The sequence below is a fragment of the Paenibacillus sp. USDA918EY genome (assembly GCF_009870825.1).
In the GTDB taxonomy this organism is placed as follows: domain Bacteria; phylum Bacillota; class Bacilli; order Paenibacillales; family Paenibacillaceae; genus Paenibacillus_AQ; species Paenibacillus_AQ albilobatus.
The window spans coordinates 890,365-903,740 of the sequence record NZ_WTWY01000001.1 but is presented as its reverse complement, the minus strand read 5'-3'; the positions used below and the strand labels follow the sequence as shown (position 1 = coordinate 903,740).

Genomic DNA, 13,376 nt, shown 5'->3' with positions numbered 1-13,376 from the left:
GGGTGAACAAAGTGAAAGAAAAATTAAACGTTTTCCATATCACCCTGCTCATTTACATGACGGAAATGAACATCACGCTGTTCAGCCTCCCCCGCTTGATCGCCGAAAATATCGGCACGAACGGATGGATCGGCTATTTGGCGTTAGCCGTCATCGCTTCATTTAATATATTTTTGTATTGGATCGTATACCGGATGGGAAGGGGGGCATCGGTCTTTCAAATCATGGAGCTCGCGCTGCCCAAGGCGGTCATGTATCCGGTCTATTGGGCGCTGGCCATCTTCTGGATTTTCACGGCTTCCTTCTTGGGAAAAAACTTTTTTCTTATATTCCAGATGCTGTCGTTCCAGACGACCAATCCGATGTTTATTTTCCTGCTCTTTTGTGTGATGGTCTTCGCCCTCTTGATCAAGGATATTTACGGCATTGGCAAAGCAGCGACGGTTTTTTTCTTTATGACGCTTTGGACGGTTGGCCTCACCGTGTATCAGTTCCCTGATTGGCAGCTTGTCCGGTTTACGCCCCACCTGTTTCAGGCTGCGTCCCAAGGCCATTCGTTTCGCAACTGGTTGGAAGTGTACACCACCTATATGGGTTACGAGCTCAGCATGTTTCTATTTCCTCATGTCAATAAAAAGAGCAAATTGTTTCTCGGCGTGTTCCTCGGGCACTGGGTGATCACCATTGCTCAGTTGGTCGTTATACTGACTGCATTCGGCTTTTTCAGCTTCCATCAAATCGAGTCGCTTTTATACCCCGTCATCGATTTGCTGGATTTCATCGAGATGCCGTTCATCAACCGGATCGAAAACCTCGTGTTCTCGATGTTCGTGTTCGCCAATTTAATCGTTACGGTCATGTTCTGTTACGCCGCCCTGTCCGCGATTAAACAAACTTGCCCGAAAATCAAGCCGAACCGGCTCGAGTTCGTGGTCGTGACCATGTTATTTTTTATCGGTTACATCCCTAAACATCTGAGGCAATCGGAAGTGCTGTTAAGGAAAGTGCTGTACACTGAAGCTTTCATTGCTTTCATCATACCGGTCGTGCTGATCCTTGTGCTGCAATATCTCAAACTGAAAGGAAAGGTGCCGAACAATGAAAGTTAAGCTCGTTTGCCTTGTCCTTCTCGTTGTGCTGACCGGTTGCACGGACGAGCATATTTTGGAGAAATCCGGCTTCATCCGAACGATTGCCTATGACAAGGAATCCGGTGAGCAAGGAAATTTAATGCGGGTCACGATCAGCATTCCGAAATCAAACCACCAGGATGCCATCGTATATTCCGTCAAAGCCAAGTCCGACAAAGATGCAAAATCGCATTTTGACCGACAAAACAACCGGAAGTTGGTCACCGGACAGCTTAGGCAGGTGTTATTCGGGGAAAAATTGGCCAGGGAAGGGATTTGGAAGCACCTCGATTCCTTGCGCAGGGACCCCATGATCGGTTCCAGGATGCACGTCATTATCGCGGAAGAGGATCCTTACCACATTTTGCTTCGCAATGACTACCCGCAAGGACCGACGGCGGGCGAATACATCGATACGCTCATCCAGACGGAAACCAAGGCTGGCGATATCCCCGATTCCAGCCTATACACTTTTTCAAGGGATTATTATGACGATGGAATCGATCCGGTGACCACCGTCATCAAGGAACAAAAGGAAAGCTTGATCATCGACGGCGTCGCCCTTTTTAAAGACGACAAATACGTCGGGAAGGTGGAGCCGAGCGACCGGATGTTTTTTGGACTTCTTCACCATAACATTCGTGCCGGCGATTTATATTTGAATTTAAAAGAAGATCACGATGACAGCGAACAAGCTTCCCTGCAATTTCTAAGAAGCCGCCGCAAGATACATGTCGTCTCTGCATCCAACCTGTTACAGGGAAAAAGATTGAAAGTAAACATGGACATTAAGGTCGAAGGTTCGCTGCTGGAGTATATCGGGGACCTGGATATGAAAAAGCAAGCGGAGCAGCACAAGCTGGAAGAAGAAATTCGGAAAGCCATCGAGACGAAATGCCGTTCCTTGATCCGCATGCTGCAGGAAAAAGAAACCGATCCATTGGGGATCGGGCAATATGTGCGCAATTCGATTCCCGTAGGCGAATGGCATCGACTGGATTGGAGGAAAGCGTACGCGGATGCGGATATTTCAGTCCGTGTCCATGTCCGGATCAAGGATTACGGAAAGCTGCAGCATTAGGAAGATACATTTTCGCCAAATGCCCTTTGTTACAAAAAAGCAGAGCCCCGGCTCTGCTTTTTGACAATTTGCGAAAGTATAAGTTTCGAAGCGGTTAACACGGCCCAAGTTGTTGAAACGTTTATGCGGCCGTCGTTTTTTCGGCTTTCCTAAACCGGACGTTCACGAGCAGGATGCTGGCCAAGATCAGAAGCAGCCCAAAAACCAAGTTCAGCGACACATGCTCATTCAGGAACAATACGCTTGCGGCAATGGATACCAACGGAATAAGAAAGGTATAGGAGCCGACCTTGCTCGCCTCGCCCTCATGAATAAGTTTGAAGTAAACGAACCAACCGAGGGCGATAACGAAAACGGCGATGAATACCGTATCCGCGATAAACGGAATATTCCATGTGATATCCGACCAGCTTTCCATCTCCGTTCCCCCTGCAAGCAGGAGAATGCCGCCGATCGTGACCTGCATCGCCGTCAGCCACAGCGAATCGACGCGGTGTCCGATTTTTTTGACGTAGACCGTGCCCAGCGCCCAGGTGAGCGCCGTAACGAGCGCAAGCAAGATGCCAACCGGGGCAATGTTTCCGCTCATCCCGCCGATGCTCATCGTGGCTACGCCGACGAAGCCGATGATCAACCCGATCATTTTTTGGTGCGTCATCCGTTCTCCAAGCCACCACCAAGAAAAAAGGCCGAGCAACACCGGCTGCAAAAACACGATGGCCGAAAACAGCCCCGACGGCGTGTACTGCAGCCCGATCGTTTGAACGCCGTAATAAAGCACGATGCTGAGCAGTGCGGATAATAAGTATACATGCCAGTTTCGGCGAAATTGCAGCTGCTTGTACTTGGGCAGAGCTACAATCACCAGCAGCAGTCCGCCGATCAGCGCGCGAAGCCCCGCAAACAACACCGGCGGCGTATATTGAAGTGCGAATTTGGACAATGGCCAATTGATCCCCCAGACCAAAATGAGAAGCGCCAGAAGAAATATGGTTTTGTTATGCCGTCGCATTCTTTTTTTCACTCCCTGTAAAAACATAAGGCATGGAGTGAATTATACTCCTATATGTCTGATACGTCATGGTTTTTTTCTGAAAGCGCTCTTTTCATAGGTTTCAAGTTGCCCGGCCGGCAATTTATGACAGCTTCGTTCCGCTCAACAAAGAAACCGCCAATTCGCGATCTCCGTCCTTTCCGCGGGCATTCGGATTAGGCGAAAAATGCTTCATATGTTGGTGCAGCAGCGTCGCATGTTCAAATACTTCGGGTTCGGCGACGTCCACCGCCCATATCCGGATCGCTTCATTCCCGATCTCCGCAATCCGGAAGCCCGGTTGATCGAGGCAGGCCGACACCTGGACGAAGGACCAATTATCCCGTTGAACGATCGAATCCATATGCGTATGGCCGTTGAAGTAGATCCCGATTCCTTTTTTGCGGTTCAGGATGCTCCACATGTCGATGCCTGGATGGATCGAGCCTTTTTCCCGCTCCGAGCCTGCGGTAGTCCGGTAAACGGGATGATGACCGAACACGAGCAGCGGTTTTTCCCCGGATGCGGCGACCATGTTTTCCAACCACTCCAGCTGTTCGAATTCGAGCCATCCTCCCCAATCCTCATAATCCATCTCTTTTGCCGTATCGAGGAACACCAGCATGGCTTCTCCCGTATCCAGCGCGTGGTATCGCTTCTGCCCCGTCATTTTCAGCACGTCCGCCCTCGATTGACCGTAAAGGTCATGGTTGCCTAGAACATGGATAAACGTTTTGCCCTGACGGGCCAGGATCGCATATACCTCCTCCAGTTCCGACGTAAGTCCGTAGTTGGTAAGGTCTCCAAGCGAAATGTACAAATCCGCGTCCTGATTTAAAAACTCGTCCAGCACATGCTGGTAGAATGCGTTTCGGGCTTCCACCAGCCCATGAACCGACCGGTCGATCTCGTGATAATGCAAGTCCCCAAGCAACGCCAATCTCATTTTGCCCGCTCCTCTCGCTTATCGATAATGTTTCTCCTGTTTTCCATCATAATAGCAAAGTATTATTTGTCCGTTAAACACATGAGCTTTTTTTGTAAAAGGAACCGTCCTTCGGTCAACCTGTCATTAAATCGTAATTGTTACGTATAAATAAAATCGTAAAATGTTTTCGCATACCAAGCCATGGAACCGTCATAATCATATATTCAAAGGAAGGTGGACACCGCATGCACACACCCGTCATCCTGTTAAGCGGTTTTCTCGGAAGCGGCAAAACGACGCTGCTGCTGTCCCTCATAGAAGAAAGCCAACGAAGGGGGCTTCGCCCGGGGATTTTGATGAATGAGCTGGGGGAACGCGACGTGGACGGTCATATTCTGGAGGAGCATTCTGGCGTGCAGGTGCAGAAGCTGCTGGACGGATGCGTATGCTGCAGCCGCAAAAGCGAGCTTCCCGACAGCCTGTTGCTTCTGTTGAAGCAGCGGCCTGACGCCATCTATATCGAGCTTACCGGCGTCGCCGATCCGGACGAAATTCAATCGGCTTTGCTGGAGCCGGCATTCAAGGATCGACTGAGGCTGCATCATACCATAACGCTCGTGGACGCCGAAAACGCCCTGGAATTTGCGAGCCGGTTTTCTGCGGACAAACAGCTCGTGCGCACACTGCGCAAACAGCTGGAAACGGCCGACCTCATCGCGGTCAATAAAAGCGATCTCGTATCTTCCGACACGCTGTCCAAAATCGAAAAAATGGCGCGAAAGCATAACGAAGCCGCCGCGATCCTGTTTACCACGTTCAGCAAAATCGACTTCCCGGATCTTTTTCGGCGAATCGCGCCCCCGGAACCGATGCCGTCCATTTCCGCCGAATCGCATCCGGGAACCAAGGCGATCCGTACTGATCATCCGGTTCAACCCGTTCATGACCACGCGAAGCATGCATCGACGCAAAGCAACGGCTCGTTTTCAAACGTCAGCACCGTCACGTTAACCTTCCCTCCAAAGGAACATTTCCGTCCCCTTTCCAAAGAACGGCTGGAATCGTTTTTTCAAGGCTGGGGCGACACTTTGATGAGGGCCAAGGGCCATGTCGCTCTGGACTTGGACGGTCCAATCCGGCTCGTTCAATACGCGGGAGGCCGCACCGCATGGGAAGAATCCCGATATCCCGGATCCCCCTATCTGGTATGCATCGGCATGAACCTGGACAAAACGCTGCTCAAAGAAAAATGGAACGCATTATTCCAATAAACGGCAGGAAGGAGCTGTTTTTTCAATGAATGCACTCTCTCCGCTAAAAATCATCCCCATGCTTCTTCCCGTCGCCCTGCTCCTGATTCTGGCCGTCATGTGGCTGCCGGAGTACCAAGCTCTGCTGAACAACGATTCTTTGCAAGCGTTCAAAACGAGCTTCATCGGCATATTGCTGGAAGCACTGCCGTTTATTTTGGCCGGGGCGTTGTTATCTTCCCTGCTTCAAGTTTTCGTTCCCGACCACATCATTTCCCGCTGGATTCCGAAAAAGCCGATCCCGGGCATTTTGTTCGCCTGCGTGCTCGGCATCGTCTTTCCGGTTTGCGAATGCGGAATGATTCCGCTGGTGCGGCGGCTGATTCAAAAGGGCATGCCCGCGTATGTCGCGATCGTGTTTATCCTGTCGGGACCGATTTTGAACCCGGTCGTATACGGAGCGACCTTCATGGCGTTCCGCAGCCACCCTGAATTGGCTTACGCCCGAATGGGACTGGCCTTTGCGACAGCTTTTCTGATCGGGCTGATCGTCTTTTTCACCGTAAAAAAATCACCCATGCGCTGGTCGATACAGCGCGAAATGGGTGATACGGCGCATTCCCACACGGTCCGGGGCGGCAAATTGGCGTCGATTTTCGTGCATACGTCGGAAGAGTTTTTCGAAATGGGCAAATACCTTCTGATCGGCTGTTTGCTGACGGCGGCCATCCAAACCTTTATGGTCAGGGACAGCCTTGCCGCCATCGGCGCCCAGCCGCTTGGTTCTTATCTGTTTATGATGGGACTTGCCTTTGCGCTTTCCCTCTGTTCCACGTCGGACGCTTTCGTGGCCTCCACCTTTTTGCATGCGTTCCCGGCCGGATCGCTTGTGGCATTCATGGTGTTCGGCCCGATGCTGGACTTCAAAAATGCCATGATGCTGATGGCGCTTTTCAAAACCAAATTTGCGCTGTATTTGTTTTTCCTTATTTTCGCCGTCGTATTTGCCGGCTCCGTTGTAATTACGGCGTGGCTTTAGTTCAATCCGGAGGACGATCGACGACCGGGAGGTGCAAGATGAACGATTCGAAAACCATTCGGCTGCATTACCTGTTTCGGGCGGCGGTTCTGCTGGCGTTTGCCTGTTATATTTGGCGCTTGGATGAGCGGGATGCGCTGGCGTTTTACGTCGCTCCGGCGCTTGCACGCTGGATTAAACTCTGTCCGGTTCCGCTCGGGCTGATGGCCTTAAGCTTGATCCTCCAAGCGGTTTTGGGCAAAAGCGCCATGCTTTGCAATTGCGACCACAAGCTGCCCGCATCGCGCCTTAAAAGCACCGCGCTGTATGGGCTGTTCGCATTCCCCCTCTTGCTCGGGTTCACGCTGCCGGACCGGGCGCTCGGGACCGCCGCAGCCGCCAAAAAAGGAATGTCCTTTTCGTATTCCGCCGTCGAGCCCGAAAAAGCCGTCCGGTTCGAAACAAATGATCCTTACGCCAAAGAATTTACGGATCTGGCCAAAATTTTGTACGCTCAGCCCGTCATCCCGGTGTATCCCGCCATTTTTTCCGAAACGTTCGGCGCGATCGAAATGTATAAAAAGGAATTCGAAGGGAAGCAAATCGCCGTATCGGGTTTTGTGTACCGCGACCAGGCAGGGGCCGGGACGGAACCGTTTGCCGTGAGCCGTTTTCTAGTCCAGTGCTGCACGGCCGATGCCACGCCTTTCGGCATTTTGGTCGACCCGGTGCGGCCGCAAAATCTACCCGTGGATACGTGGGTCAAAGTTCAGGGCAAACTCCATGTCATCTTGCACGAAGGAAAAGAAGTGATTCAGATCGAAGCTTCCTCCATCACACCGATCGAGCAGCCGGACACCCCTTACATTTACACCAGCGCCGATTCCGTGGAAGCCTGGCATGAACTTCAAAAAGGAGCCAAGCCAAACAAATGACCCGAAAGCGGCATAAAAAAACCCGCAAAGCGGGGCCTTGGCATCAAAGCCGATTCAGGCACTTTGCGGGGAGAAATATAGAATGAACTAAAGAGATGAAGGTTATAGGGCCGCATCGGGCCCTTTTAACAGGAAGTTCGATGCAAACTTTAGTTCAATCGATATAGAAAAGGATAAAGTATTTTTTCAGCCCCTGAGAAGGGCGTGCTGGCACGCAGTCTGCAAATCGCGCCATACCCGGTTAATTTCGGTATCTTCCATGCAGGCCGATAATCCCAACAGCGGGAACAGCCGCAGGCCGCAGCCTAGCGAGGCTTTCGCAACCGTAATGCATTCGATGGAAATCCGCTGCTCCATTTCGGGCGTCAGCTTCCCTTTTTGCCCCAGCTCTTCCCATGACTTGTCCAATACCCTGTAAAAGGCATCCTTCTGATGGGCAAACTCTTCGATCTGCTCCTCCAGCTCGGCAAGAACGCTTTCATTTCCGCGCGCTTGCAAATAGGCTTCCGCCGCCTCCAGAAAATGATCGGCCAGCCCCATCGCAACGCCCGCAAACGAAGTTTGCGCAAACGGCAGGAACGGATATTTGTACAGCAGCTCGTCCTCATGGGAACGCATCTCCGTGAACGAAAACGTCATTTCGTCCGGAACAAAAGCGTCCGTGACGACGATGCTGTGGCTGCCGGTCGCTTTCAGGCCGAACGGATTCCAATCCTTTTCGATCCGCACCTGATCCGGCCGCATAATGATGGTTACGATTTGCGGTTCCTGGCCGGCATCCGACCGCTGCCGTTCCAACAGCGTGTTGGCCGTGAAGGTGGTGGCAAACATGGAGCCGCTGCAATACTTCCATCTACCATTAACAATATAGCCGCCATCCACTCTGCGCGCGGTCCCCGTAACGGCGCCGCTGCCTGCAATGACGGCATCGGGCCGGGCGAACACGCTGCGTGCGGTTTCGTCCGTCATGAACGGAACGAAGTAACCGCCTCCCGAGCCGATCGTCACCAGCCAGCCAAAGCTGCCGTCAATGCGCGCGCACTCCTGGAAAATGCGGATCGCCTGCGGCAGCGGCGTCATATTTCCCTCCAGATCATCGGCGACAAACAAATGAAACAGCTTTTTGTCGTATATGTACTTTAGCGCTTCCGGCGTCAACTCGCCTTTCCGCTCCATCTGGTACGACTGCTCGCGAATGCGGATAATCTCCTGCTGTGTAAATCCCATGCTTCCACCACTTTCGTATGTTATAAATCTTTTGCTTTTCTATTTTAACACGAACGGTCGATGAGAGACTGTTTCAAAAAAAAATGGCTTAAAAACTAAGACGACCCGCCTCCTCCGTTTCCGAAGCCAAGCGGGCCGCCGCATCTATTAGAACGGCACGAGGGCAGTTATCCCAACAAAGCCGTGATTTCTTTAAAATTGTCGGCGAATCCGACAAACACCTGATCGTCGATCACGATCGTCGGGACCGTCTGCATGCCGGTCAGTCTCAGGACTTCCTCGGCGTATTCCGGATTATCTTCGCAGTTGTATTCGATAAAGTCGATTTGGTGCTCCTTAAAATATCGTTTAGCCTGATGGCAGTCGCTGCATGTGGAAATCGTATAGATTTTAACGGATGGTTTCATTTCGATTCACTCCTTAACGGCAGGTTTCGTTAAACCGCTAGTCCGGCAGCCTCGCGGATCTTTTCCAGCGTCATTCGGCGGATGAATTTGCCGAATTTCTCCTTTCCTTTTGCATTGGCCTTGTAGAAGTCGATCATCTTGAGGACCGCCGGGATGATCTGTCCCTCCTCCAAACCTTCCGCCAGCAGCTCGGCAGCGGCAGCCTTGATCCCTTTGGCTTCCCCGCCGACGTATATGCTGAACGTGTCCTTCATTTTGACGATGCCGATGTCTTTCAGCAGCGGTTCGCTCGTGCCAAGCGCGCATCCGGCATAAGCAACCTTAATCGGAACCGGCGTTGCAATCCCGGCGATCGCTTGATGGATCGCTTGAGCCGTCGCGAGACCGGCATCTTCCGCTCCTTTGCAAAACTGGCAGGCGATCAAACCTTTCACGACGGCCCCGGCGGGAAAAACCTCCAGCCCGGCCTGCTGCAATGCTTCCGTCACCCGTTCTTTTTCATCAACCGGCACTTCGACGTAAATCTGTCTAAACGGCGTAATTTCAATATGCGCATCCCGGCCGGCTGCGGATGCAATCGTTGCAAGCTGCTTAGGGGTAATCACGTTTCCCCCGACTTGAATCGGCGTCGATACGGCAATTTTCGTTTTCCCCGGCGTTTCTATGGCCTCCATCATATGGCTGTTCTCCTTCTCCCTTTTCCGACTGGATTTGATTATTTGGCCTCAACTACGAATGGCACGGTCAGTACGTCCCCCCGATGCTGAAATTGCCCCCAGATTTTATAGATTCCTTTTTCCGGGAAAGATGTGGCAAATGCCGCCGTCGGGCCTTTCGAGCTTTCATCGACGGGATGGACGTGAAGATAATGTTTCGTATCGGCCGACAATACGACGACGTGACCGGCTGCACCCAGGTACTGCTCCAAGTCGACGATTTCTTTTTTGGAATGGGCGTCCCTTACCGTATAGGTCAGTACTGTATCGCTTTGCGCCCGGTCCGTGCTGAGCGAGAGCTCAAATTCCCTGCCGTCGACTTCTTTCACCAACTTGCTCTCGGGTTCAAGCTTATGATGACCTGCGAGCGTGCCGCTTACCTCTACCCATTCGCTCAAATTCGAAGCGACATCGTCTTCCGTAACGAAATCGACGAACAATTTATACTTGCCTCCATCCGGGAAGACCGTTTTGACTTTAAAAACCCCATTGCCCTCATATTCGGGATGAATATGGTTAAAAAACGACAGGTCATGGTTGACGATGATCAGATGGATCAGTTTTTCGTGGGTAACTTTGAAACGGCTCACCGGATTGCCGGCCCGATCGGTCGTTACGATCATGATCTCCGTTTCTTCATTGGCGTTCGGTATGCCCTGTGGAAACTCGAAACGTACCTTATAAAGGCCAGGCATGTTTTGATGATGTCCGTGCCCGCCATGATGATGGCCATGATTCCCATGGGTGTCATGACCGTGAAGGTCATGCTGATGAGTGTCATGCTGTTGATGGACGTGCTGTTGATGGTCATGTTGGTGATGGTCATGCTGGTGATGGTCATGCTGGTGATGCTGGTTGCTTCCATGATTCATTGATTGATGTTCGCTCATATTAAATCGCTCCCTTTTTTCGGATCGTTTTTAAAAGCTGAACCGCTCTCGAATCAATACCGCCGACCGGCTGGTTAAATCTGCCCTCCGGCCCTCCGGTCGGCGTTTTTCAATGCCATCTTCCCTCAGATCATCCATACCAATCAGTGGCGGATTTTTACCCGCTGCAGGCGCAGCGCGTTCAATACGACGGATACCGAGCTGAGCGCCATCGCCGCGCCGGCGATCCAAGGCGCCAGCAACCCAAGTGCCGCTACGGGAATGCCCAGCGTGTTGTATCCCAGCGCCCAAAACAGATTTTGCTTGATGTTGCCCATCGTTTTGCGGCTCATATAGATCGCGTCAGGGATGCTCGACAGGTCCCCGCGCATAAGCGTCACGTCCGCCGCTTCCATCGCGACGTCGGTGCCCGTGCCGATCGCCATGCCGATATCGGCCGTCGCAAGCGCCGGGGCGTCGTTGATGCCATCGCCGACCATCGCCACTTTTTTGCCTTGGGCTTGAAGCTTTTTGACCTCTTCAGCTTTTCCTTCCGGAAGCACCTCGGCGCGGACATGATCGATGCCGACTTCCGCCGCGATGGCTTTGGCGGTACGTTCGTTGTCGCCCGTGATCATGATGACTTCGATGCCCATGTCTTTCAGGCGTTGTACCGCTTCTTTGGAAGTTTCTTTAATGGTATCCGCCACCGCGACCATTCCTGCATACTTGTTGTCGATCGCAGCCAGCATGGCGGTTTTGCCGGATTCCTCCAGGCGGGACATCAATTCATAGGCGTGGGCGGCGTCAACGCCGTGTTTATCCATCAATTTTCGCGTGCCGACCAGCAGTTTCTTGCCTTCGACTTCAGCTTCGATGCCGTAGCCCGGAACGGCCGCAAACATTTGCGTGTCCGGTAACCGGATGCCGCGTTCCTGTACGCCGGCGACGATCGCTTCCGCGAGCGGGTGCTCCGAATTTTTCTCGGCGGCGCCGACCAGTCTAAGGAACTCTTGTTCATCGCCTTCCGCGATGACATCGGTCAATTCCGGTTTGCCTTTTGTAACGGTGCCCGTTTTATCCAAAATGATCGCATCGATTTTATGTGTTTGCTCCAAATGCTCTCCGCCCTTGAACAGGATCCCGAGCTCGGCAGCGCGTCCGGAACCGGCCATGATCGATGTCGGCGTAGCCAAACCAAGCGCGCAAGGGCAAGCGATTACCAGAATGGCGATGGCTTTTTCCAACGCTTCGGAGAAATTGCCCGGCGTCACGAAGAAATACCAGACCAGGAATGCCACGATCGCGATGCCGACCACGATCGGTACGAAGATGCCGGAAATAACGTCGGCGACCCGCTGGATCGGCGCTTTGGAGCCTTGTGCCTCCTCAACGACTTTGATGATTTGCGCCAAAGCCGTCTCCTTGCCGACTTTCGTAGCTTGAACGCGCAGAACGCCGTTTTTGTTCAGGGTGGCGCCGATGACAGCGTCCCCGGCTCTTTTCTCGACCGGCAAGCTTTCGCCTGTCAGCATCGATTCGTCCACCGACGATTCGCCTTCCAGCACGTTGCCGTCCACCGGAATTTTTTCGCCCGGACGAACCATGACGATATCGCCTGCGATGACTTCCTCAACCGGAACCGTCAGCTCCTGCCCGTCGCGGATCACCCGCGCCGTTTTCGCCTGAAGTCCCATCAGCGATTTGATCGCTTCCGACGTGCGGCCTTTGGCCAGCGCTTCAAACAACTTGCCCATAATAACCAACGTAATCAGTATTGCGCTCGTTTCGTAATACATGTTCGGACCGTGATGCATGTTTGCGCCTTTCGCATACCAGTCGATCGTCAGGTACAAACTGTAGAAGTAGGCGGCCGAAGTCCCCAGCGATACCAGCACATCCATGTTTGCACTTCCGTTGCGGAGCGCTTTATATGCCCCGACATAAAACGGCCAACCGATATAAAACTGTACCGGAGTCGCCAGAACCAGCTGGAACCACGGGTTCATGAACAGATCGGGCAAATAAATCCATGATGTGAACGAAAAGTGAGCGACCATCGCCCACAGCAGCGGAAGCGACAGGATCGCCGAAACGATCAGCTTGCGTTTTTGCTTCCGGACCGCCTGGTCCCGGTTGTCTGACTGTTCTTCGCTATCGCTTTGGACGATCGCTTTGTAGCCGAGTTGTTTCACTTTTGACTGCATGTCGGAGACCGAAACTTCCGCGGGTGAATATTCTACCGTAGCGGTCTCCAGCGCGAAATTGACGGCAGCGTTCGATACGCCGGGCAATTTGTTCAACCCTTTTTCGATCCGGTTCGCACATGCGGCGCATGTCATGCCTTCAAGCTTGAAACGCGTCACTTCCTTGACGGTCCCGTAACCAAGCTTTTTGATCGTGGCATCGATCGCTTCTTCGTCCACTTTATCCGAATCGTAGGTTACGGTCGCCCGTTCAAGCGCAAAATTCACGTTTGCCGAATCCACGCCTTCCAGTTTGTTCAACCCTTTTTCAATCCGGTTCGCACACGCGGCGCATGTCATCCCGGTAATTTGCAAGGTTTTCTGTTTTTGTTTTTTAAGCGCTGCTTCCAAAACAATCACTCCTTCATGAGCCTTACGTTTATTGTATCCATTTGAAAATTTTGATCGATGTCGTTGCTTGCCTTCCTTGACTTTAGTATACCCCCTCACCCTATATTTAGTCAACACATTTTTACAATACCCCTCTATCCTATTTTTCAAACATGAAAAAAGCCGCCCCGAGGCGGCTTGCCGTT

Annotated in this window: 13 protein-coding genes; 6 read left to right on the top strand and 7 right to left on the bottom strand. The window is 52.3% G+C overall.

Annotation, left to right across the window (positions count from 1 at the left end; genetic code table 11):
- The first annotated feature begins 11 nt into the window (after positions 1–11).
- Together GQY55_RS04120 and GQY55_RS04115 are read left to right on the top strand one after the other, a co-directional pair.
- Positions 12–1,109 (top strand): GerAB/ArcD/ProY family transporter, encoded by a 1,098-nt coding sequence (locus GQY55_RS04120; RefSeq protein WP_160038333.1) that lies wholly within the window; start codon positions 12–14, stop codon positions 1,107–1,109.
- A complete protein-coding gene (locus GQY55_RS04115; protein WP_160038331.1) occupies positions 1,099–2,211 on the top strand; it encodes a Ger(x)C family spore germination protein in 1,113 nt (370 codons plus the stop codon). The genes GQY55_RS04120 and GQY55_RS04115 overlap by 11 nt, the downstream gene beginning before the upstream one ends.
- 121 nt (positions 2,212–2,332) lie before the next feature.
- Here the strand turns inward: GQY55_RS04115 and GQY55_RS04110 are convergent, their stop codons facing one another.
- Together GQY55_RS04110 and GQY55_RS04105 are read right to left on the bottom strand one after the other, a co-directional pair.
- Entirely contained in the window at positions 2,333–3,223 is an 891-nt protein-coding gene (locus GQY55_RS04110) for a DMT family transporter (protein WP_160038329.1), read from the bottom strand.
- 124 nt (positions 3,224–3,347) lie between these two features.
- Complete coding sequence (locus tag GQY55_RS04105; RefSeq protein ID WP_160038327.1) at positions 3,348–4,190, bottom strand: metallophosphoesterase family protein; 843 nt, start codon at positions 4,188–4,190, stop codon at positions 3,348–3,350.
- A gap of 227 nt (positions 4,191–4,417) precedes the next feature.
- Here GQY55_RS04105 and GQY55_RS04100 point away from each other — a divergent pair, with 227 nt between their 5' ends.
- Genes GQY55_RS04100 through GQY55_RS04090 form a run of 3 tightly spaced genes read left to right on the top strand, consistent with a single transcriptional unit; the run spans position 4,418 to position 7,375 of the window.
- Positions 4,418–5,443, top strand: coding sequence for a CobW family GTP-binding protein (locus GQY55_RS04100; protein ID WP_160038325.1), 1,026 nt, complete (start codon positions 4,418–4,420; stop codon positions 5,441–5,443).
- Between the two features lie 25 nt (positions 5,444–5,468).
- A complete protein-coding gene (locus tag GQY55_RS04095; RefSeq protein WP_160038324.1) occupies positions 5,469–6,461 on the top strand; it encodes a permease in 993 nt (330 codons plus the stop codon).
- Positions 6,462–6,499: 38 nt separating this feature from the next.
- Positions 6,500–7,375, top strand: a complete 876-nt coding sequence (locus tag GQY55_RS04090) for a TIGR03943 family putative permease subunit (protein WP_160038323.1) — start codon at positions 6,500–6,502, stop codon at positions 7,373–7,375.
- Between the two features lie 186 nt (positions 7,376–7,561).
- On the opposite strand, the gene GQY55_RS04085 is transcribed toward GQY55_RS04090, so the two are convergent.
- The 4 genes from GQY55_RS04085 to GQY55_RS04070 all read right to left on the bottom strand — a co-directional run bounded on the left by GQY55_RS04085 (position 7,562) and on the right by GQY55_RS04070 (position 10,348).
- Positions 7,562–8,602: an acyl-CoA dehydrogenase gene (locus GQY55_RS04085; RefSeq protein WP_160038322.1), complete on the bottom strand. Its 1,041-nt coding sequence runs from the start codon at positions 8,600–8,602 to the stop codon at positions 7,562–7,564.
- 167 nt (positions 8,603–8,769) lie between these two features.
- Entirely contained in the window at positions 8,770–9,009 is a 240-nt protein-coding gene (locus tag GQY55_RS04080) for a glutaredoxin family protein (protein ID WP_160038321.1), read from the bottom strand.
- Between the two features lie 29 nt (positions 9,010–9,038).
- A complete protein-coding gene (locus tag GQY55_RS04075) occupies positions 9,039–9,686 on the bottom strand; it encodes a nitrite reductase (protein ID WP_236575393.1) in 648 nt (215 codons plus the stop codon).
- Positions 9,687–9,724: 38 nt separating this feature from the next.
- Positions 9,725–10,348 carry a hypothetical protein gene (locus tag GQY55_RS04070; protein ID WP_160038320.1) on the bottom strand — a complete coding sequence of 208 codons (624 nt, stop codon included), beginning with the start codon at positions 10,346–10,348 and terminating at the stop codon, positions 9,725–9,727.
- A 108-nt stretch (positions 10,349–10,456) separates the two neighbouring features.
- Here GQY55_RS04070 and GQY55_RS04065 point away from each other — a divergent pair, with 108 nt between their 5' ends.
- Entirely contained in the window at positions 10,457–10,600 is a 144-nt protein-coding gene (locus GQY55_RS04065) for a hypothetical protein (protein ID WP_236575392.1), read from the top strand.
- Positions 10,601–10,758: 158 nt separating this feature from the next.
- Here GQY55_RS04065 and GQY55_RS04060 read toward each other — a convergent pair whose 3' ends face one another.
- Positions 10,759–13,191 carry a heavy metal translocating P-type ATPase gene (locus GQY55_RS04060; RefSeq protein WP_160038318.1) on the bottom strand — a complete coding sequence of 811 codons (2,433 nt, stop codon included), beginning with the start codon at positions 13,189–13,191 and terminating at the stop codon, positions 10,759–10,761.
- Positions 13,192–13,376 lie beyond the last annotated feature (185 nt).

Bases quoted from the DNA above. Each gene is read 5' to 3' on its own strand.
- GQY55_RS04115 (WP_160038331.1), top strand. From the start codon at position 1,099: ATGAAAGTTAAGCTCGTTTGCCTTGTCCTTCTCGTTGTGCTGACCGGT.
- GQY55_RS04110 (WP_160038329.1), bottom strand. From the start codon at position 3,223: ATGCGACGGCATAACAAAACCATATTTCTTCTGGCGCTTCTCATTTTG.
- GQY55_RS04105 (WP_160038327.1), bottom strand. From the start codon at position 4,190: ATGAGATTGGCGTTGCTTGGGGACTTGCATTATCACGAGATCGACCGG.
- GQY55_RS04100 (WP_160038325.1), top strand. From the start codon at position 4,418: ATGCACACACCCGTCATCCTGTTAAGCGGTTTTCTCGGAAGCGGCAAA.
- GQY55_RS04095 (WP_160038324.1), top strand. From the start codon at position 5,469: ATGAATGCACTCTCTCCGCTAAAAATCATCCCCATGCTTCTTCCCGTC.
- GQY55_RS04090 (WP_160038323.1), top strand. From the start codon at position 6,500: ATGAACGATTCGAAAACCATTCGGCTGCATTACCTGTTTCGGGCGGCG.
- GQY55_RS04085 (WP_160038322.1), bottom strand. From the start codon at position 8,602: ATGGGATTTACACAGCAGGAGATTATCCGCATTCGCGAGCAGTCGTAC.
- GQY55_RS04080 (WP_160038321.1), bottom strand. From the start codon at position 9,009: ATGAAACCATCCGTTAAAATCTATACGATTTCCACATGCAGCGACTGC.
- GQY55_RS04075 (WP_236575393.1), bottom strand. From the start codon at position 9,686: ATGATGGAGGCCATAGAAACGCCGGGGAAAACGAAAATTGCCGTATCG.
- GQY55_RS04070 (WP_160038320.1), bottom strand. From the start codon at position 10,348: ATGATCGTAACGACCGATCGGGCCGGCAATCCGGTGAGCCGTTTCAAA.
- GQY55_RS04065 (WP_236575392.1), top strand. From the start codon at position 10,457: ATGATTCCCATGGGTGTCATGACCGTGAAGGTCATGCTGATGAGTGTC.